The sequence below is a fragment of the Castellaniella ginsengisoli genome (assembly GCF_040955415.1).
GTDB lineage: Bacteria > Pseudomonadota > Gammaproteobacteria > Burkholderiales > Burkholderiaceae_B > Castellaniella > Castellaniella ginsengisoli.
This window is the reverse complement of record NZ_CP158257.1, coordinates 2,374,551-2,395,205: the sequence shown is the minus strand read 5'-3', so window position 1 is coordinate 2,395,205 and position 20,655 is coordinate 2,374,551. Positions and strand designations below refer to the sequence as shown.

Here is a 20,655-nt window from a genome sequence, read left to right as displayed (position 1 = left end):
TCGTTCTATTCAAAGGACATTAAAAAACGCACGGGGACGGCATCGCGTCTCCGTGCGCCGGAGGAAAAGAAGGCTCAGACGGTAAACGATTCACCGCAACCGCAGGCGGCCTTCTCGTTGGGATTGTTGAAGCGGAAGCCCTCGTTCAGGCCTTCGCGCGCATAGTCGAGCTCCATGCCCTGCAAGTACGGCAGGCTGTCGGACGCCACGTAGACGCGTGCGCCGAACTGCTCGAAAACCTGGTCCTCGGCCACTGGATCGTCCACATACTCCAGGTGATAGGACATGCCCGAGCAACCCGAAGGCTTGACTCCCAGACGCAGGCCCAGTCCCTTGCCGCGTTTGGCCAGATGGCGCTGGATATGTTCAGCAGCCTGTTGTGTCAGCGTGATTCCCATGATGTGCCTCAGGAATGATGTTCGTCGGTGAAATTGGAGGTTTGCTTGGTCGCGTAATCGGCCACGGCCGCGCGGATGGCGTCCTGGGCCAGCAGCGCGCAGTGCAATTTGTCGGGCGCCAGATCCAGGGCCTGGACAATATCCTGGCTGTCGATGGCCATGGCCTGATCCAGGTCGCGTCCTTGCAGCCATTGAGTGGCCAGCGAGCCGGCTGCAATCGCCTCGCCGCTGCCGAAAGCCCGGAAGCAGGCAGCTTCTATGGTAGCGCCATTCAGCCGGATTTGCAGTTTCAGGATCTGACCGAGTTCGGGCGAGCCCACCAGCGCAGTCCCCACGCAGGGGTCGGCTGCGTCGAAAGAGCCGACGTTGCGCGGATGCAGGTAATGATCGAGGACCTGCGGCCCATACAGCGGCCCCGCCATCAGCAATGCTCCGCCCAGGCGCCCAGGGTGCCCTGCCGGCGCATTTCCCACAAAGGCGACAGCTCGCGCAGGCGCCCGATCTGGGCTCGCAGCAATCGCACGGCGCGATCCACCTGGTCCTGCGTCGTCATGCGCCCCAGCGTCAGGCGCAGCGAGCCGTGCGCCAGAGTATCGCTGCGCCCCAGGGCGCGCAGCACGTGGGAAGGCTCCAGGCTGGCCGAGGTGCAGGCCGAGCCTGAAGACACGGCCAGCTCCGGCACGGACATCAGCAGCGCTTCGCCTTCGACATGGGCCACGCTGAAATTCAAGGAATGCGCGACGCGCCGTTCCGGGTCGCCGTTGAGATAAAGGTCGGGCAGGTCGCGCAAGCCGTCCCAGAGACGGTCGCGCAGCGCCCGAATGCGCGGAATTTCGGTGCTCATCAATTCGCCCGCCAACGCAAAAGCCGCGCCCATGCCGACGATCTGGTGGGTCGGCAACGTGCCCGAGCGCAGGCCGCGCTCGTGGCCGCCGCCGTGAATCTGGGCCTCGAGGCGCACGCGCGGCTTGCGGCGCACGTACAGCGCGCCGACCCCCTTGGGGCCATAGGTCTTGTGCGCCGACAGGGACATCAGATCCACACCCAGTGCCTGGACGTCGATCGGCAGCTTGCCGGACGCCTGGGCCGCATCGGTATGAAACAGAATACCGCGCTCACGGCACAGCGCCGCCAGCGCCGCGATATCCTGGATGACCCCGATCTCGTTGTTGACCAGCATGATCGATACGAGAATGGTGTCGGGGCGCAGCACGGCGGCCAGCGCGTCGGGGCTGACCAGGCCGCGGGCATCCACGTCCAGCCAGGTGACTTCGAAGCCCTGGCGTTCGAGCTCCAGGCACGGATCCAGCACGGCCTTGTGCTCGGTGCGGACCGTGACGATATGCCGGCCCCGGCCGGCATGGAAATGCGCCACACCCTTGATGGCCAGGTTGTCGGATTCCGTCGCGCCGGAAGTCCAGATGAGTTCGCGCGGATCGGCATGGATCAATTCTGCCACCTGGGCCCGCGCATGCTCCACCGCCTCTTCGGCGTCCCAGCCCCAGGCATGGCTGCGCGAGGCGGGATTGCCGAAACGCTCGCTCAGCCAGGGCAACATGGCCTGGAGGACGCGTTCGTCAACCGGCGTGGTGGCGGAATAATCCAGGTAGATGGGGCGATGATCCGGTGACAGATCCTGTGGCATTGAAACTCCGGTAACTCAGGCCGATACGGGCTCCTGGACCGGGGTGCCGGCCGCGACCGGCGTGATCGGGATCGTCGGGCGGCCGTTGCGCATATGGCCGGATTCCTGCCATTCGCGCAAACGCTGCTGATCGACCAGATCCTGCAGCGAGACCGAGTCCAGGTATTCCAGCATTTTACGACTCAACGTCGCCCACAGGTCGTGGGTCATGCATTTGCCGCTGTGGCCGTTGCGGCCGATATCGCAATTTTCCTTGCCGCCACAGCTGGTGGCGTCCAGTGGCTCGTCCACGGCGAAGATCATGTCGGCCACGGAAATATCGCGGGCATGCCGGGCCAGCATGTAACCGCCTCCCGGCCCCCGCACGCTGTCGACCAGTTCGTGCCGGCGCAGCTTGCCGAACAACTGCTCCAGGTAGGACAGGGAAATGTTCTGGCGCGAGCTGATCGCGGCCAGCGTGACCGGGCCGCTATGGTGGCGCATGGCCAGGTCGATCATTGCTGTGACGGCGAAACGTCCCTTGGTCGTCAAACGCATGGTGAAGTCCTCTGTGGGTGCGGAGAATTTCCGGGTACGTCGGATACCCGACTATTTGAGTCAAGTGTACCCTTTTACCTGAGTAAAATACTCGGTTTTAGCCCGGGAACATTGGCAAAACTTGATGCTTGTCAATTCCGACTGTGGTCCAGGGGCATCCCCCCTGGATCCACCCCATGCGCGGGCGAAAAACCGAGGGCGCCCGCAGGCGCCCTCGGCAGGAAACGGCAAAGAATCGGTCAGGCCGCCTGGTACTGCAATGCGCGCTTGCGCACCAGTTCGAGGACGCCCTGGCAGGAGTCTTCGATGTAATCCAGAACCTTGTTGAAGCCTTCAGGGCCGCCGTAATACGGATCGGGCACCGTGGCTTCCTCGAATTCATTGGAAAACCGCATCAGCAGCATGAGCTTGTGCTGATAGACCTTGGGGCATTGCTGCTGCAATGCGGACAGGTTTTCCCAATCCATGGCCAGGATCAGGTCGGCGTCGCGGAAATCGTCGGCGCGAATCTGCCGGGCCACCAGCGCCGACAGATCGTAGCCGCGCTTGCGCGCGGCGGTCTGGGCGCGCGCGTCCGGGGCTTCCCCCACATGGAAATGATGGGTCGCGGCGGAATCAACGAGGATCGCGTCGGACAGGCCGGCCTCGTCGACAAGATGCTGGAATACACCCTGGGCGGTGGGAGAGCGGCAGATATTGCCCGTACAGACGAAAAGTACCTTATGCATGATAGGTGAAAGTGTGCGGGAAAACCCGGAAATTGGCAAGTATTTTCTGTGGAAAACCACAAAAAAACCTGACTTATGAAGCACTTCCAACGGCGCGCCGCAACAGATCCGGCGCCGCCCCGGATTTACCCCAGCAAGACGCGGGCCTTCAGGTCGCGCAGGGCATCCCGCACGGAGGCCGCCTGCTCGAATTCGAGGTTGCGGGCATGCTCGTTCATGCGCTGTTCCAGGCGGCGGATTTCCTTGGCCAGGGACTTTTCGTCGTGCAGGGCGGATTCGTCGTAGCCGGCATCGGCCGGCGCCGCCGTGGCCGGCAGGGCCACCCCGTCGATCAGGTCGCGGACCGCCTTGCTGACTCCCCGGGCGGTGATGCCGTGCTCGATATTGAAAGCCTGCTGCTTTTCCCGGCGGCGGGCGGTTTCATCCATGGCGCGGCGCATGGAATCCGTCACCCGGTCGGCGTACAGGATGGCGCGTCCGTTGAGATTGCGCGCCGCCCGCCCGATGGTCTGGATCAGGCTGCGCTCGGAACGCAGAAAGCCTTCCTTGTCGGCATCCAGGATTGCCACCAGGGAGACCTCGGGGATGTCCAGGCCTTCGCGCAGCAGGTTGATCCCGACCAGCACGTCGAAGGCCCCCAGGCGCAGATCGCGGATGATCTCGACCCGCTCCACCGTATCGATGTCGGAATGCAGGTAGCGCACCTTGAGGCCGTTTTCCCCCAAATACTCGGTCAGATCCTCGGCCATGCGCTTGGTCAGCGTGGTGACCAGCACCCGTTCGTGACGCGCGATGCGCTGCTTGGCCTCGCCCAGCAGATCATCGACCTGCGTGATGGCCGGCCTGAGTTCGACTTCGGGATCCACCAGCCCGGTGGGGCGCACCACCTGTTCGACCACCTGGTCGGCATGCTGCGCCTCGTAGGGCCCCGGCGTGGCCGACACGAACACGCACTGCGGCATGCGCGCCTCGAACTCCTCCAGGCGCAGGGGCCGGTTGTCCAGCGCCGAAGGCAGCCGGAAACCGAACTGGACCAGCGTATCCTTGCGGGACCGGTCTCCCCGGTACATGCCGCCCAACTGGCCGATCGTGACGTGGCTTTCATCGATGAACATCAGCGCGTTGGCCGGCAGGTAATCGATCAGCGTCGGGGGCGGCTCGCCCGGCAGCGCACCCGACAAGTGCCGGGAATAATTCTCGATGCCCTTGCAAAACCCCAGTTCCTGCAGCATTTCCAGGTCGAAGCGAGTGCGCTGCTCGAGCCGCTGCGCCTCGACAAGCCGGCCGGCAGCGGTCAATTCGGCCAGGCGCTCGCGCAATTCTTCCTTGATGGTTTCGATGGCGCGCAGCACGGTTTCGCGAGGCGTCACGTAGTGCGAACTGGGAAAGATCGTGAAGCGCACCAGGCTCTGAACCGGCTTGCCCGTCAGGGGATCGAACAGATCGAGGGATTCGATCTCGTCGTCGAACAATGTGATGCGCAGGGCGTGCTCCGCATGCTCGGCCGGGAAGACGTCGATGACCTCGCCGCGCGCCCGGAAAGCCCCCCGGGAGAATTCCATGTCGTTGCGCTCATATTGCATGGCGACCAGCCGCGCCAGGATTTCCTGGCGGCCGATCCGGTCGCCCGTGCGCAGCGTGAGCACCATGGCGTGATAATCGCCCGGATTGCCGATGCCGTAAATGCAGGACACCGTGCCCACGATGATGGTGTCGGGGCGCTCCAGCAGGCTCTTGGTCGCCGACAGGCGCATTTGTTCGATATGTTCATTGATGGACGAATCCTTCTCGATGAACAGATCGCGGGAGGGCACGTAGGCCTCGGGCTGGTAGTAATCGTAGTAGGACACGAAGTACTCCACCGCATTGCGGGGGAAGAACTCGCGCATTTCGGCATAGAGCTGGGCCGCCAGGGTCTTGTTGGGCGCCAGCACGATGGCCGGGCGCCCGGTGCGGGCGATCAGGTTGGCCATCGTGTACGTCTTGCCCGAGCCGGTCACCCCCAGCAACGTCTGGCACATCAGCCCGTCGTGCACGCCTTCTTCCAACGCCTCGATCGCGGCCGGCTGGTCTCCGGCGGGCGGATACGGCTGGTAAAGCTGGAACGGACTGTTTGAAAAATGCACGAAACCCGGTGAGTCCTCCACCAGGTCAGGGGTATTTGCGCCACTCGCCATGGTTCGCCTAGACACTATTCGGGTAAACCCCTTATTATCTCATCGTTGGCCTTCGCGACCAAGGGATCTCTAAAACCAAGTCCCCACGTCCGACGCGCCCCTTGCCGGGACGGCCGGCGGGACGGGCGGACCGGTTTACGGGATCTCCTCCCCCTTTTCCCTGTCCCTACGGTATCTCATGTCCTCCATCTTCGCTTCCGTCGAACTCGCTCCCCGCGATCCCATCCTGGGCTTGAACGAACAATTCAAGGCTGATTCCCGGTCCACCAAGGTCAACCTCGGCGTCGGTGTCTACTACGACGACGCCGGCCGCATTCCCCTGCTGAAAGCCGTCCGTCAGGCCGAAGCCCGTCTATTCGAAGAAGCCGCGCCGCGCAACTACCTGCCGATCGACGGCATCCCGGGCTACAACGACGGCGCGCGCACCCTGCTGTTGGGCGCCGGCTCGCCGCTGATCTCCGAACACCGCTCCCTCACGGTGCAGACCCTGGGCGGCACCGGCGCACTGAAGGTCGGCGCCGATTTCCTCAAGCAAATCCTGCCCGGCGCCCAGGTCGCCATCAGCAATCCGAGCTGGGCCAACCACCAGGCCTTGTTTTCCGCCGCCGGCTTCCCGGTCGTCGGCTACGACTACTACGACGCCGCCACGCACGGCCTGAATTTCGACGGCATGCTGGCCTCGCTGCGCGCCTTGCCCGCCGGCACCATCGTGGTGCTGCACGCCTGCTGCCATAATCCCACCGGCGTGGACCCCTCTTTTGAGCAATGGCAGGAAATCGCCCGCACGCTGCAGGCGGGGCGACTGGTGCCCTTCCTGGACATCGCCTACCAGGGCTTTGGCGATGGCATCGAAGAGGACGCCGCCGTGGTGCGCCTGTTCGCCGAACTGGGCGTGACCATGTTCATCAGCTCTTCGTTCTCCAAATCCTTCTCGCTGTACGGCGAACGCGTCGGCGCCCTGACGCTGGTGACCGGCGGCGACGAAGAAAGCACCCGTGTGCTCAGCCAGCTCAAGCGCGTCATCCGCACCAACTATTCCAATCCGCCCACCCATGGCGGCGCGCTGGTCTCGACCGTGCTCAACACACCCGAGCTGTATGCCCAATGGGCCGAAGAACTGGCCGACATGCGCGACCGCATTCGCACCATGCGCCATCAACTGGTCGAGAAAATCCAGGCCCAGGGCGTGGACCAGGACTTCAGCTTCGTCAAGGCCCAGCGCGGCATGTTCTCGTACTCGGGGCTGACCAAGGCCCAGGTCGATCGCCTGCGCGAAGACTTCGGCATCTACGCCGTTGGCAGCGGGCGCATCTGCGTGGCCGCGCTGAACAGCGGCAACATCGATTACGTCGCCCAATCCGTGGCCAGCGTGATCAAGGCCTGACCATCCCCTGCCCCGCGGCCGGGCTGATCGGCACACGACGGAGCCTCCAAAAGGCTCCGTCGGCCTTTCCGCCAGCGGCTCACGCTTGCGCCGTGCGCGCCCTTCCGTCACAATACAGGCTGTGTTTCCATCCAGTAGCGCGACATGGCCCTGAAACTCACCGCCCGACAGTCCCAGATCCTGGATATCATCCGGCTGGCCATCCAGCAGACGGGCCGTCCGCCCACCCGGGCCGAAATCGCCCGCGAACTGGGCTTTCGCTCGGCCAATGCCGCCGAAGACCACCTCCGCGCCCTCGAGCGCAAAGGCTACATCCGCCTGTCGGCCGCCACCTCGCGCGGCATCCAGCTCACCGGGCAGGCCCAGGCGACGGACACCGGCTCCGCCAGCCTGCCCACAGCCTCCGCACCCGCCGGCAGCCCACCGGCCCACACGCCCGGCCCCCTGCCCGGCGCCCCATCCTGGCTGACGCCGGCCGATAGCCACCTGGTGCCCCTGGTGGGGCGCGTCGCCGCCGGCAGCCCGGTCCTGGCGGCCGAGCACGTCGAGCGTGAAATCCCCCTGGCCGCGCACCTGTTCGAGTCCGCTCCGGATTACCTGCTGCGCGTACGCGGCAGCAGCATGCGCGACGCCGGCATCCTGGACGGCGATTTGCTGGCCGTGCGCAGCACGCCCCAGGCCAGGCACGGCCAGATCGTCGTCGCCCGGCTGGGCGACGACGTCACGGTCAAACGTCTGGATCATCAGGGCCGCCGTATCCGCCTGCTGCCCGAAAACCCCGATTTCCAGCCCATCGACGTCGGGCCGGGCGATGATTTCGCCATCGAAGGCATCGCCGTCGGCCTGATCCGCGCCACCGCGCTGCATTGATCCCGGGCCGGATGCAAAGCACCGCGTAGGCAAGCGCTTCCCCCTTTGCTCCCCGCCGGGGCGCGGCAGCGCCTTTCCGCCAAAAAAAACAGGGGCCCGCGTTCTCGCGAACACAGGTCCCCGCCGGAAAGGCCGGTGAAAGGTCAGTGCTTCATCACCCCGCCGCTGCCCGCCTCCGCAGGCTTGGCGGAAGCCACGGCCTCAGCCGCCAGCCGGGCGACTTCCTCGTCGGACAGCGGCACCGGCATGCTCTGCAAAGCGACTTCCAGCACCCGGTCGATCCAGCGCACCGGAATGATTTCCAGGTGGTTCTTCACGTTGTCCGGAATTTCGGCCAGATCCTTGACGTTGTCCTCCGGAATCATCACGGTCTTGATGCCGCCGCGATGCGCCGCCAGCAGCTTTTCCTTGAGGCCGCCAATTTCCAGGATCTCGCCGCGCAGCGTGATCTCGCCTGTCATGGCGACGTCCGCCCGCACCGGAATCCCGGTCAGCGCCGATACCATGGCGATGGCGATCGCAGCCCCGGCCGAAGGGCCGTCCTTGGGCGTGGCGCCTTCCGGGAAGTGGACGTGCAGATCACGTTTTTCGAAGGCCTGGTCGGCGATCCCCCATTTGCGGGCACGCGCGCGCACCACGGTCCGGGCGGCCTCGACCGATTCTTTCATCACATCACCCAGCGAACCGGTGCGCAGCACCACCCCCTTGCCCGGCATGTCGGCCGCCTCGATGGTCAGCAGGTCGCCGCCGACTTCCGTCCAGGCCAGGCCGGTCACCTGGCCGACCTTGTCCTCTTTCTCGGCCACGCCGAAATTGAAGCGGCGCACACCCAGGAAATCGCTCAGATTGCCGGCATCCACCGTGATCGATTCCCGGACACTGATCTTTTTCTGGCCTTGTTCAGGGGCATTGGTGCTGAGCAGGCGTTTGACGGCCTTGCGGCAGATCTTGGAGATTTCACGCTCCAGCGCGCGCACCCCGGCCTCGCGCGTGTAATACCGCACGATATCGCGGATGGCGTCTTCGGCAATGCTCAGCTCGCCTTCCTGCACCCCGTTGTTCTTCATCAGCTTGGGCAGCAGGTGGTCAAAGGCGATATGGACCTTTTCGTCTTCGGTGTAGCCCGACAGGCGGATCACCTCCATCCGATCCAGCAGGGCCGGCGGGATGTTCAGGGTATTGCTGGTCGCCACGAACATCACATCGGACAGGTCGAAGTCGACCTCGATGTAGTGGTCCTGGAAGGTGTGGTTCTGCTCGGGATCGAGCACCTCCAGCAGCGCCGAGGACGGGTCGCCCCGGAAATCCGCGCCCAGCTTGTCGATCTCGTCGAGCAGGAACAGCGGATTGCGCACACCGACCTTGGCCATGTTCTGTAGAATCTTGCCTGGCATGGAACCGATGTACGTGCGCCGGTGGCCGCGAATCTCGGCCTCGTCGCGCACACCGCCCAACGCCATGCGCACGAACTTGCGGTTGGTGGCGCGCGCCACGGACTGCCCCAGCGAAGTCTTGCCCACGCCCGGAGGCCCGACCAGGCACAGGATCGGCGCCTTGAGCTTGTCCACGCGCTGCTGCACGGCCAGGTACTCGACGATACGCTCTTTGACCTTTTCCAGGCCGTAGTGATCGGCGTCGAGGACTTCCTCGGCATTCTTCAGGGCGTTGTTGACGCGGCTCTTCTTGCGCCAGGGCAGGCTGAGCAGCGTGTCGATGTAGTTGCGCACCACCGTGGCCTCAGCCGACATGGGCGACATCAGCTTGAGCTTCTTGAGCTCGGCGTCGGCCTTCTTGCGGGCGTCCTTGGGCAAGTGGGCGGACGCGATCCGGCGCTCGAGCTCTTCGATGTCCGCGCCTTCCTCGCCCTCGCCCAGCTCTTTCTGGATGGCCTTGACCTGCTCGTTGAGATAGTAGTCGCGCTGGCTTTTTTCCATCTGCTTCTTGACGCGGCCGCGAATGCGCTTTTCGACCTGCAGGATCTCGATTTCGGATTCCAACTGGGCCAGCAGGGATTCGAGGCGGCGAGCGGCGCCGGGCATGTCGAGCAGCGATTGCTTTTGCTCGATTTTCAAGGGCAGGTGGGCCGCGATGGTGTCGGCCAGGCGGCCGGCATCCTCGATGCCGGACAGCGAGGTCAGGATCTCCTGCGGAATCTTCTTGTTCAGTTTGACGTATTGCTCGAACTGGGCCACGACGGCGCGGCGCAGGGCCTCGGCCTCGGCCAGATCGGACCGGTCTTCGTCGATGCCCGATACTTGCGCCGAGAAATGCGACTCGGCGTCGGACACCTCGTGGATGCGGGCACGCTGCAAGCCCTCGACCAGCACCTTGACGGTGCCATCGGGCAGCTTCAGCATTTGCAGGATATTGGCCGCGCAGCCGATCTCGTACAGATCTTCGGGCGTGGGCTCGTCTTTGCCGGCGGATTTCTGCGCCACCAGCATGACGCTGCTGCCGGCCTCCATGGCCAGTTCGAGCGCCTTGATGGAACGCGGCCGTCCCACGAACAGGGGGATGACCATGTGCGGAAAGACCACGACGTCGCGCAGCGGCAGCAGCGGCAATTCCACAGGTTCCTGGGTCAGAATCTGGCTAGCAGACATGGTTGATTCCTCAAACTATTGAATCTGAAAGAAAAAGGAAGCGCGGGCTTCCTTTTTCGTATAGTGCCTGCTGATGAATATGGTGCCGGACAGACGCTTTTCAAGAGCCGGCGGCACACCCCAAGTATACGGGAACCGGAAGGCCAGGGAACCCTTGGTATTCCCGTCCGCTGGACGGGGCGGCGCGGGATGCGCGCGTTCAGGCGGCCGCGGAGCGCAGGGGCTTTTCTTCGGCCTGGCGGTCGGGCCGGGGCCCCTTGACCAGCGTCGGCGTATCCCGCCCTTCGACCGCGTCCTTTTCGAGGATCACACGGTTGATGTCCCGGCGCGAAGGCAGTTCGTACATGGTTCCCAGCAGCGCCTGTTCCATGATGGAACGCAGGCCGCGGGCGCCGGTGCGGCGCTTGATCGCCCTGCGGGCGATCGCCGTGAGCGCTTCGGGCGTGACGTCGAGTTCGACGTCTTCCATCTCGAAGAGTTTCTGGAACTGCTTGACCACAGCGTTGCGCGGCTCGGTGAGGATACGCACCAGCGTATCCTCGGTGAGCTCTTCGAGCGTGGCGACTACCGGCAGGCGACCGACCAGCTCGGGAATCAGACCGAACTTGATCAGATCCTCGGGCTCGACTTCGGCGAACAGTTCGCCCACGCCCCGCTCGGAGCGCGCGCGCACCGTGGCGGCAAAACCGATGCCGGAGCGCTCGCTGCGATCGCGGATGATCTTCTCCAGCCCGTCGAAGGCGCCGCCCACGATGAACAGGATGTTGGTGGTGTCGACCTGGACGAAATCCTGGTTGGGATGCTTGCGCCCGCCTTGCGGCGGCACCGAGGCGACCGTGCCTTCGATGAGCTTGAGCAAGGCCTGCTGCACGCCCTCTCCCGAGACGTCGCGCGTAATGGACGGGTTGTCGGACTTGCGCGAAATCTTGTCGATCTCGTCGATGTAGACAATGGCGCGCTGGGCCTTGTCGACCTCGTAGTTGCAGTTCTGCAGCAGCTTCTGGATGATGTTCTCGACATCTTCGCCGACATAGCCGGCTTCCGTCAGGGTGGTGGCGTCAGCCATCACGAAGGGCACGTCCAGCATGCGCGCCAAAGTCTGCGCCAACAGGGTCTTGCCCGAGCCGGTCGGTCCGATCAGCAGGATATTGCTCTTGGACAGCTCGACGTCACCGTCCTTGGCGTCCTGGTAGCGGATGCGCTTGTAGTGGTTGTAGACCGCCACCGCCAGGTTGCGCTTGGGCGTTTCCTGGCCAATGACATAGCCGTCCAGAAAGGACTTGATTTCCTCCGGCGTGGGCAGCTCTTTGCGCACGGCGGCCCGCGCCGCGTCCTGGGACTCTTCGCGGATGATGTCGTTGCACAGGCCGATGCATTCATCGCAGATGAAGACGGAAGGCCCGGCGATGAGCTTGTGGACTTCGTGCTGACTTTTGTTGCAGAAGGAGCAATGCAACGCCTTGTCCTCGCTGGAACCCTTTTTCTCGGTCATGGCTATCCAATCACTTGGCTTCGTCGATACGCGAAACCAATACCTTGTCGATCAGTCCGTATTCGCGCGCATCGTCGGCGGACATGAAGTTGTCGCGTTCGGTATCCACGGCGATGCGTTCGATGTCCTGGCCGGTGCGTTCGGCCAGGATGTTGTTCAGGCGCTCGCGCAGGCTGAGGATTTCCTTGGCCTGGATCTGGATGTCCGAAGCCTGACCCTGGGCGCCGCCCGAGGGCTGGTGGATCATGATGCGCGAATTGGGCAATGCATAGCGCTTGCCCTTGGCGCCGGCGGCCAGCAGGAACGCGCCCATGCTGGCAGCCAGGCCGGTGCATAGCGTGGAGACCTCGGGCTTGACGAACTGCATGGTGTCGAAGATCGCCATCCCGGCGTATACCGAACCGCCCGGGGAATTGATGTACAGCGAGATATCCTTGTCAGGGTTCTCCGATTCCAGGAACAGCAATTGCGCCACGACCAGATTGGCGGACTGATCGTTGACGGGCCCCACGAAGAAGATCACCCGCTCGCGCAGCAGGCGCGAATAGATGTCGTAGGACCGCTCGCCGCGGCCGGACTGCTCGATCACGATGGGCACGTAGCCCAAACCGGTGGGGACGACCGAGTCCCCGCCGTACATCGACGCGTAGAAATCGGTGAACCTGGACATTTAGCGGGCACCCATCAAAGTATCGAAATCCACAGCTTCGTCGGTGACCTGAGCGCTGGCCAGGACATGCTCGACGAGGTTGTCTTCCAGGACCAGCGATTCGATCTCGGCGCGGCGCTGGCGGTCGGACAGATAATAGGCCACCACCTGGGCGGGCTGCTCGTAGCTCTTGGCGAATTCCTCGATGCGGGCACGGACCTGCTCGGGCTTGGCCTTGAGGTCGGCGGACTTGATGAGCTCGGCCACCAGCAAGCCCAGGCGCACGCGGCGTTCGGCCTCGGCGCGGAAAGTATCCTCGGGGATGGGGATGCTGTCCGCATTGGGCAGGCCGCGCTGTTTCAGTTCTTCGCGCGCAGCCGCCGTGCGGTTGGCGATTTCGTTGTCCACCAGCGCCTTGGGCAGGTCGAAGGTGCAGGCGCCCGCCAGAGCGTCCATCACGCTGGCCTTGGTGCGATTCTTGGCACGGGCCTGCGCCTCGCGCTCGACATTGGCGCGCACATCGGCCAGCAGGGCAGCGACGTCGCCTTCGGCCTGGCCCAGGGCGCGGGCAAAGTCGGCATCGACCTCGGGCAACTCGGGCTCGGCGACTTCCTTCACGGTAATCGTGAACTCAGCCTGCTTGCCGGCCACGGCGGGGCTGCCGTAGTCTTCGGGGAATGCCAGCGGGAAGACCTTGGTCTCACCGGCCTTCAAGCCGGTGGCGGCGGCCTCGAACTCGGGCAACATGCGGCCCTGGCCCAGCACGAAGGGGAAGTCCTGGGCGGTGCCGCCCTCGAAGGCCACGCCGTCGATGGTGCCGGCGAAATCCAGAGTGACGCGGTCGCCGCTCTGGGCGGCGCGCTCGGCGGCCGGCTTGAAGATCGTACGCTGGCGGCGCAGGATATCGATGGTCTGCTGCACCTCGGCCTCGCCCACTTCGATGGTGTTGCGGGTGATCTTCAAGGAGGACAGGTCCGGAAGTTCAATCTCGGGATAGACTTCGAACGTCGCGGAAAACGCCATTACGCCTTCCTCGCCGTCCTCGACCTTGGGCTCCAGGCTGGGAGAGCCGGCCACGCGCAGGTTGGCGTCCTCGATCACCTTGTCCAGGGACTTGCCGATCTGGGTGTTGATCACGTCATAGCGGACCGACGGGCCATGGCTGCGTTCGATGACAGACAGGGGCGCCTTGCCGGGACGAAAGCCCTGCACCTTCGCCGTGCGGGCGATGCGCTTGAGCTGTGCCTGGACTTCCTTTTCGATGTCGGCGACCGAGACGGTCAGATCAACGCGGCGCTCCAGGCCGGACAATTTTTCAACCACGGGCTGCATTCGGGACCTATTGAATGATTGACAGTAAACGGGGTATTTTAGCGGAAACTGGAATGCCCCGTGGCCGCCCGGGGATCCTGGATGAATCACGCTATAATGATCGGCTTGCCTGGCGAACGTGGCGGAATTGGTAGACGCACCAGATTTAGGTTCTGGCGCCGCAAGGCATGAGAGTTCAAGTCTCTCCGTTCGCACCACAGCGCCAAAACCTTCATTGTCCCCATCCCACGTTCCGTGGCTCATCCCGCCCCGCGCGCCCGCCGGATGGCTTGCAGGCGATCGCGCCAGGGTTTCGTCGAACACGCCGGCACCGCATCCACCGGCATGCGGCGGCGCCAATTCGGAAACTCCTGCACCGTACCGGGCAGGGAGATCGTGCGTGGTCGCCATGGCCGCCGCATGCTGCGGCCACTCCCGCGAGGGCAGGAACGACGCCGGGGATTCATCCGAAGCCGCGGCCCGATCCACCTCGGAGCGTTTCATGAACCAGAGCACATTCATGCCCAGGATGCCGTTGCGGCGCAGAGCCGCATCCAGGCCGGGCGGGATGGTGCCCAGGTTTTCGCCAACGATCAGGGCCTGCCGGCGCCAGGCCTCCAGTGCCGTCAGCGCCAGCAAATCGCGCGCCGGCATCCTCAGATAGGCTCCATCCGCAGCTTCCGCACCCTCGGGAATGACCCATATCCGCTCGAATCCCGCGACGTGATCGATCCGGAGGCCGCCGACGCGATCGAGGCCGGCACGCAACACGGCCAGGAACGGCTCCTGGGCGCCGGCCTGCAATGCATGCGGGGAGAATGCCGTCAAATGCCAGTTCTGGCCCAGCGGATTGTGCCTGTCCGGCGGCGCGCCGATCGACGCTCCCTTCAAAAAAAGCCCGGCCTGGCTCCATGCCTGGCTCCCGGCCGGACTGGCCCCCACGGCAAGATCCGCCATCAAGCCGATGCGCATGCCGGCGCGGCGCGCCGCACCATGGGCCAGGCCCAGGCTGGTTGCGGCCAGCCACTGGAGGAAACAATGCAAATCGACCTCGCGGGCATGCTTTGAGGCATAGGCCCGTACGTCGGACGAGCGGGCGTCCCGCCAGCGCGACTCCCACCGCGGCCAAGGCAACAGGCGCCCCCGGCGGTCCACAGCCACCGCTGCATCGGCCTGCAGGCACTCGAACACCGCATGCGCCTTCAGCGGCTCGCCTTGTTCGCCCAGGAAGCGCCGGTAATCATCCCGGATGCGGGCGTCCAGACGATGCAGCCCGTTGTGCAACTGGCGCACAAGCCGCATCCGCGCGGCGGACACCCGGGGCCAGTCGATCCGCCCCGGGGCCTCCAACGCGGCCCAGTCAATCGAAGGCAGGTTCCGCATGGCTGCGCGAACCGCCGTTTCACCCAACACATCGACAGGGGCCGCATACGCGGCATTCAGGAACAGGCGGTTCGAGGGACAGTAGGGACTGCACGCCGCCGGATCGGCGCTGAACATCGCATGGGCGGGACTGAGCATCAGGGCATCCGCACCCTCCTCGGCGAGCCGTTGCGCCAACCGCCGGACGGCGCCAAAGTCGCCGTGCCCCCAGGTGGACGTCAAGGGGTCTTTGCCGGCAGTGCGCAGACTGTAGATCTGGGCCATCGCACCCCACAACCGCTCGCCCGCCGCCCCCCATCGTCCGGCCAGGGAATCGGCTCCGTGCGGAGCGATGGCCAGCCGGATCAGCCTGCCGCGCTGCGGACGCAAGCAATAATATCCCGGGGGAAGCGGCACTCTCAGCCAGCCGTCAGAGTCACCGCAGGCCAGATGGAAATTCTGCGGGGGTACGCAACCCTCTTCGTGCTCCAGCAGGCAGGGGCCCGGCGGCAGGCCCGACAGGCGCAAGGGCTCGCCGGCGCGGCCGATCAGCAGTTTCGGCATACCCGGCCCCGCGCGACATTTCATCGCGGCGAGACTTGCGCGGATATTGGCCGCAGTCCCGCAGGGAAACCCCATCGAATCCAGCAGCACACGCAAGGTGTCCGGCGACACGCGGTGCGAAGCACCGTGAACATCGACCCAGCGTTCCTGCAGGCCCGCCCGCTCCGCCAAGAGGAACAGCTCCTCTCCGCCACCGGCGCCCCTCCGGCCGGCGGGCCGGGTCATCGCTGTCTTCCGATGCCGGCCGTCCAGCCTACCGGCCACGCCCTCATGCCGGGCCCCTCCGCGAGCCCCGCGCCGACAGCAACACCATGGAATGCGGCCGCACTTCGATCTGGCCCGCCACGGAGGTGGCCGGTTGATCTTCCGCACTGGTATCCAGTTCGCACGTCCAGTTCAGCACGGGTCCAGGGATGACGAAAGACTGGGGCTCGACGCAGGGATTCAGCAGCAGCAGCGTCATGTCCGCCGTCCCGTCTCCTGGCGACGCGCGGCGCAGGGCGAATGCGCGGCGCTCGCCTTCGCCCCAGCTTGCGGGTGAAATTGCCTGTCCGTCCGGTTCGAAAAAGCTCGCGCGCGCGATGTCCGGCAGGACCTCTTCCGCCAGGTCCAGATAGCGATTGGCGCGCAGGCTGGGATGAAGCCATCGCAATTCGACAAGCCGGCCGATGAAACGCACCAACGCCGCGTTTCGGGGGCGGCTCGCGCAGCCCCAGTCCAGCCACGACAACGGATTGTCCTGGCAATAGGCGTTATTGTTGCCCGACTGGCTATGGCCGAGTTCATCGCCTGCCCGCAGCATCGGCGTACCATCCGCAAAAAACAGACTGGCAAGCAGCGCGCGGCGGACCCGGTCGCGCAAGCGGACGATCGCCTCGTTGGCGGCGGGCCCCTCCTCGCCCCAGTTGGCGCTGAAATTCTCGGCGGCACCGTCCTGCCCGGCTTCTCCATTGGCATCGTTGTGGCGCTCGGCATAGCTCACCAGGTCAGTGAGCGTGAAGCCGTCGTGGGCCGTAATGAAATTGATGCTGCTCCAGGGGCGCCGGTGACGATGATCGAACAGGCCACGGGAACCGCACAGCGCATCCGCCATCCCCGGCCGCTGGCCCGCATCGCTGCGCCAGTAGCGCCGCACATTGTCCCGGAACACGCCGTTCCACTCCGAGAAACCGGGCGGATGCTGGCCCAGCCGATAACCGTCGGCCCCCAGATCCCAGGGTTCGGCGATCAGCTTGAGGGGCGCAAGGACCGGATCTTGCAGAATGGCATCGAAGAACCCCGCGCCCGGATCGAAGCCCGTGCCTTCGCGCCCCAACGTCGTGCACAAATCGAAGCGGAAGCCATCCACGCGGTACGAACCCGCCCATTCGCGCAAGGAATCGAGCACCATGCGCAGCACGGCCGGATGGGAAAGATTGACCGTGTTGCCGCAACCCGTCTCGTCGATATAGTGGCGCTCGTCGCCCGGCACGAGGCGGTAATAGCTGGCATTGTCGACCCCCCGCCACGAGAGCGTCGGCCCCCACTCATTGCCTTCGCAGGTGTGGTTGTAGACGACATCCAGCACGACTTGAATGCCCGCCGCATGCAGGCGCCGGATGGCCTGCCGCAGTTCATTGGGACCGTTCGGAACATATCTCGGCTCAGGCGCGAAATACGACAATGTGTCATAGCCCCAGTAATTGCTCAGGCCCCGCTCTTGCAGCGTCCGGTTTTGCAAAAATGCGTGAATGGGCAGCAGTTCGACCGCCGACACGCCAAGCCGATGCAAATGCTCCACGAAGCGGGGGTCGCCCAGCGCTGCCGCTGTCCCGCGCATGGGGGCGGGAAGATCTTCTCGCATCATGGAGACGCCACGCAGATGGACCTCATAGAGGATCGTGTCTGCCCAGGGCACGTCCGGCGATGTCGAATCACCCCAGGCATAGGGCTGCTGAGGGGATACGATGCATTTCGGCATCAAAGAAGCACTGTCGCGGCGATCCATGCTCAAATCGCCGCGCGCATGGCCGACACGATATCCAAACAGCGCGTCTCCCCAACGGACCGCGCCGTGCAACCGGCGCGCATAGGGATCGAGCAGCAACTTGTACGGGTTGAAACGATGGCCATGGACCGGGTCGTAGGGGCCATGCACTCGATAACCATACAACAGGCCAGGTTCCGCATCGGGCAGATAACCATGCCAGACTTCATCGGTGCATTCGGGCAATTGGACACGCCTCAGTTCCTTTCGTCCGCTGCCATCGAACAGGCATAGGTCGACACGGGCGGCATTGGCCGCAAAAAGAGCGAAGTTGACCCCGAGCCCGCCATAGTTCGCGCCCAGCGGATAGGGCCTCCCCGCCGACAGCGGAGCATGCATGGCGTCATTCATCGTCGAGACTCCCAGGCGCAAGCAGAAGCGTGGAGGCGCCCGGCAGATCCAGCGTGAGCGAGAAGGGCCGCCCGTGCGCAGGCTCCTGTCGCGCGGGAATGTTCCGCGGCGCCGCGGGGGTTCCGCCAGGGCCACCCGAATCCAGCAGCAGCCGCCACAATACGCCGCAGCTTGCCCCCACGACATAGCCAGGGTGCGGCACCGGCGTGAAATTGCAAACGGCCAGCACCGGCGCATGGCCCGGTGCGCAACGCTCAAAAGCGAACACGCTGTTTTCAGCGTCGTCGCCGACAGTCCATGAAAAGCCTGAGGCATCTGCATCGCTCGCATGCAAAGAGGCGCGCTCGCGATACAACTGATTCAGTCGGCCGACCAATCGCTGCACCCCCCGATGCGCCGGATGATCAAGAAGATCCCAATGCACGACGGCATCATGATTCCATTCCCGCCATTGAGCGATCTCGCCGCCCATGAACAAAAGTTTCTTCCCGGGATGGACCCACATGAAGGCCAGATAAGCGCGTAGCGCATCCAGTCTGCGATCCGGTTCGCCGCCCATTTTCGACGCCAGCGAACCCTTGCCGTGGACGACTTCATCATGCGAGAGCGGCAGGACGAAGCGCTCCGAGAATGCGTACTGCAGTCCGAATGCGAGATCGCCATGGTGGTAGCGGCGGTGGACAGGATCGCGGCGCATGTATTGCAAGGTGTCGTGCATCCATCCCATATTCCATTTGTAATCAAAGCCAAGCCCCCCCTCGCCCGCCGGCTTCGTGACGCCGGGCCAGGCCGTGGATTCTTCCGCAACCGTCATGGCGCCGTCGCCGCGGGCGCGCACGCTGCCGGTCAGTTCGCGCAGAAAGTCGATCGATTCCAGGTTTTCCCGCCCGCCGTAACGGTTGGGAATCCATTGACCCGGGGCACGGCTGTAGTCGCGATACAGCATCGAGGCGACGGCGTCCACGCGCAAACCGTCGACGTGGTATTCGTCGAGCCAATAATGGGCGCTTGCCAGCAGCATCGCCTTGACCTCGTTGCGTCCAAGGTTGTAGATGGCGCTATGCCAGTCGGGATGATGCCCTTCGCGGGGATCCGCATGCTCATAGAGCGGGGTTCCATCGAAATGCTCCAGGCCGTGCGCGTCTTCGGGAAAGTGCGAAGGCACCCAGTCCAGGATCACGCCGACTCCCGCCGCATGGCAACGTCCGACGAAATGCGCAAAGCCGCGTGGGGTGCCGTAGCGCGCGGCCGGCGCAAAAAGGCCGAGCGGCTGATAGCCCCATGAGCCGCCGAACGGGTGCTCCATGATCGGCAACAGTTCCACATGCGTGAAGCCAAGCGCCTGCGCATAGGCGGGCAAGCGCTCGCCCAACTGCTCCCACGGTTCTCCGTCTCCCTCCTGAAAGGCCCAGGATCCCGCATGGACCTCGTAAATGCTGATTGGCTGGCCGGGATGCTGGCGCGCCGCCCGGCCCGCGCACCAGTCCCGGTCCGACCACGCCAGAAGTGAAGCATCGTGAACCACCGAAGCTGTGCCGGGGGGACTCTCGGTGCGCCGGGCGAGCGGATCGGCCTTCCAGCGAAGCACGCCATCGGCGCCGAGAACGGCGAACTTATAGCGATCCCCCCCGCGGACGCCAGGCAAAAAGAATTCCCACACCCCCGCCATGTGGCGCAAGCGCATCGGATGACGCCGCGGATCCCAGGCATTGAAATCGCCCACCAGGGCGACGCTGCGCGCATTGGGCGCCCAGACGGCGCAGCGCAATCCTTGCACGCCATCGATTTCAGTCAGCGAAGGCGCGAGCGCAGCGACGGCCCGCCAGTCGCCATCGCCGTGCCGGGCAAGCAGGTCCTCCCCGATCAAGGGGCCGAATTCATGGAAACCCCCGTTCATGCTCCCCCCGAGGGCGAGGAGTGCGGCTCCAGCAGCGCCTTGGCAATGCGCACGAGCGCATTCAAGGGAATTGGCAGCCATTCTGGGCGGTGGGCAGCTTCGTAGCGCACTTCGTAGGCTGCTTTTTCCAATTGCGCGACCGCCAGCAGCATGGATTCCGTTTCATCGGCCAGCGCCAAAACGGAGGGGCGCGCATCACGATAGCCGGCCAGGAACGCCTCGCCGGCGCGCAAGCGGAAGGCCGACAACAGTGCTTCCGGTGACGCGGCCGCCGCTTCAGGCGAGTCCGGCCCGGGCGGCGTCCCCGCCGGCGCTTCGGACACCTTCGGAACCGCGCTGTCCCGCCGAGCGACCGCCGCAACATAATCGAAAGAACGCAGCATCCCGGCCAGATCCTTGTAGATCGTGGCGGCCTGTCGCCGCTGGTCGACGCCGTTGAGCGGTTCGCCTTCAAAATCGATCAGATAGGCATCGGCCTGCGACACCAGGATCTGCCCCAGATGCAGGTCGCCGTGCCCCCTCAATCGCATCACGCCTTGCGCGCGATGGGCGGCTTCGCGCACGCGGGATGCCAGCGCCGTTTCATGCTCGCGCAGGAATGCCATGGCCTCGCGCGAGGCCGCCCGGATAGGGCCGGTCAATCCCGAGCAGGCCTCCAGCG

Annotated in this window: 15 protein-coding genes, 1 tRNA gene and 1 pseudogene; 3 read left to right on the top strand and 14 right to left on the bottom strand. The window is 64.7% G+C overall.

Features of this window, described 5'->3' with window-relative positions; genetic code table 11:
- Window positions 1-74: 74 nt before the first annotated feature.
- The 6 genes from iscA to uvrB all read right to left on the bottom strand — a co-directional run bounded on the left by iscA (window position 75) and on the right by uvrB (window position 5,485).
- Window positions 75-398 carry an iron-sulfur cluster assembly protein IscA gene (gene iscA / locus ABRZ00_RS11320; RefSeq protein ID WP_368641967.1) on the bottom strand — a complete coding sequence of 108 codons (324 nt, stop codon included), beginning with the start codon at window positions 396-398 and terminating at the stop codon, window positions 75-77.
- 8 nt (window positions 399-406) lie between these two features.
- Window positions 407-820 carry an iron-sulfur cluster assembly scaffold protein gene (locus ABRZ00_RS11315; protein WP_368641968.1) on the bottom strand — a complete coding sequence of 138 codons (414 nt, stop codon included), beginning with the start codon at window positions 818-820 and terminating at the stop codon, window positions 407-409.
- Window positions 820-2,043: an IscS subfamily cysteine desulfurase gene (locus tag ABRZ00_RS11310; RefSeq protein ID WP_368641969.1), complete on the bottom strand. Its 1,224-nt coding sequence runs from the start codon at window positions 2,041-2,043 to the stop codon at window positions 820-822. Before ABRZ00_RS11310 ends, ABRZ00_RS11315 begins: the two co-directional genes overlap by 1 nt.
- Window positions 2,044-2,058: 15 nt before the next feature.
- Window positions 2,059-2,580: a Fe-S cluster assembly transcriptional regulator IscR gene (gene iscR, locus ABRZ00_RS11305; RefSeq protein WP_343839327.1), complete on the bottom strand. Its 522-nt coding sequence runs from the start codon at window positions 2,578-2,580 to the stop codon at window positions 2,059-2,061.
- Between the two features lie 239 nt (window positions 2,581-2,819).
- Window positions 2,820-3,311, bottom strand: a complete 492-nt coding sequence (locus tag ABRZ00_RS11300; protein WP_343839533.1) for a low molecular weight protein-tyrosine-phosphatase — start codon at window positions 3,309-3,311, stop codon at window positions 2,820-2,822.
- Window positions 3,312-3,433: 122 nt separating this feature from the next.
- Window positions 3,434-5,485 carry an excinuclease ABC subunit UvrB gene (uvrB, locus tag ABRZ00_RS11295; protein WP_368641970.1) on the bottom strand — a complete coding sequence of 684 codons (2,052 nt, stop codon included), beginning with the start codon at window positions 5,483-5,485 and terminating at the stop codon, window positions 3,434-3,436.
- 178 nt (window positions 5,486-5,663) lie between these two features.
- On the opposite strand from uvrB, the gene ABRZ00_RS11290 reads away from it, so the two are divergent.
- Together ABRZ00_RS11290 and lexA are read left to right on the top strand one after the other, a co-directional pair.
- Window positions 5,664-6,869 (top strand): aromatic amino acid transaminase, encoded by a 1,206-nt coding sequence (locus ABRZ00_RS11290; protein ID WP_368641971.1) that lies wholly within the window; start codon window positions 5,664-5,666, stop codon window positions 6,867-6,869.
- 144 nt (window positions 6,870-7,013) lie between these two features.
- Window positions 7,014-7,739, top strand: a complete 726-nt coding sequence (gene lexA, locus ABRZ00_RS11285; RefSeq protein ID WP_368641972.1) for a transcriptional repressor LexA — start codon at window positions 7,014-7,016, stop codon at window positions 7,737-7,739.
- 143 nt (window positions 7,740-7,882) lie between these two features.
- Here lexA and lon read toward each other — a convergent pair whose 3' ends face one another.
- From lon to tig, 4 genes are all read right to left on the bottom strand, one after another.
- The gene (gene lon, locus ABRZ00_RS11280; RefSeq protein ID WP_343839318.1) at window positions 7,883-10,342 is read right to left on the bottom strand and encodes an endopeptidase La; all 2,460 of its coding nucleotides are present in this window, start codon (window positions 10,340-10,342) and stop codon (window positions 7,883-7,885) included.
- Between the two features lie 199 nt (window positions 10,343-10,541).
- Window positions 10,542-11,834, bottom strand: coding sequence for an ATP-dependent Clp protease ATP-binding subunit ClpX (gene clpX / locus ABRZ00_RS11275; protein ID WP_343839316.1), 1,293 nt, complete (start codon window positions 11,832-11,834; stop codon window positions 10,542-10,544).
- A 10-nt stretch (window positions 11,835-11,844) separates the two neighbouring features.
- Window positions 11,845-12,504, bottom strand: a complete 660-nt coding sequence (gene clpP / locus ABRZ00_RS11270; protein WP_368641973.1) for an ATP-dependent Clp endopeptidase proteolytic subunit ClpP — start codon at window positions 12,502-12,504, stop codon at window positions 11,845-11,847.
- Complete coding sequence (gene tig / locus ABRZ00_RS11265; RefSeq protein WP_368641974.1) at window positions 12,505-13,815, bottom strand: trigger factor; 1,311 nt, start codon at window positions 13,813-13,815, stop codon at window positions 12,505-12,507.
- 112 nt (window positions 13,816-13,927) lie between these two features.
- Between tig and ABRZ00_RS11260 the strand changes: the two genes are divergently transcribed.
- Window positions 13,928-14,012, top strand: a tRNA-Leu gene (locus ABRZ00_RS11260).
- A 226-nt stretch (window positions 14,013-14,238) separates the two neighbouring features.
- Here ABRZ00_RS11260 and malQ read toward each other — a convergent pair.
- From malQ to ABRZ00_RS11240, 4 genes and pseudogenes are all read right to left on the bottom strand, one after another.
- Window positions 14,239-15,720 (bottom strand): annotated as a pseudogene (gene malQ, locus ABRZ00_RS11255) (4-alpha-glucanotransferase); the annotation flags it as partial.
- 268 nt (window positions 15,721-15,988) lie between these two features.
- The gene (gene glgX, locus ABRZ00_RS11250) at window positions 15,989-18,097 is read right to left on the bottom strand and encodes a glycogen debranching protein GlgX (protein WP_368641975.1); all 2,109 of its coding nucleotides are present in this window, start codon (window positions 18,095-18,097) and stop codon (window positions 15,989-15,991) included.
- Window positions 18,090-20,075 carry a 1,4-alpha-glucan branching protein GlgB gene (gene glgB / locus ABRZ00_RS11245; RefSeq protein ID WP_368647697.1) on the bottom strand — a complete coding sequence of 662 codons (1,986 nt, stop codon included), beginning with the start codon at window positions 20,073-20,075 and terminating at the stop codon, window positions 18,090-18,092. The genes glgX and glgB overlap by 8 nt, the downstream gene beginning before the upstream one ends.
- Entirely contained in the window at window positions 19,991-20,599 is a 609-nt protein-coding gene (locus ABRZ00_RS11240) for a hypothetical protein (protein ID WP_368644273.1), read from the bottom strand. The genes glgB and ABRZ00_RS11240 overlap by 85 nt, the downstream gene beginning before the upstream one ends.
- Window positions 20,600-20,655: the final 56 nt, after the last annotated feature.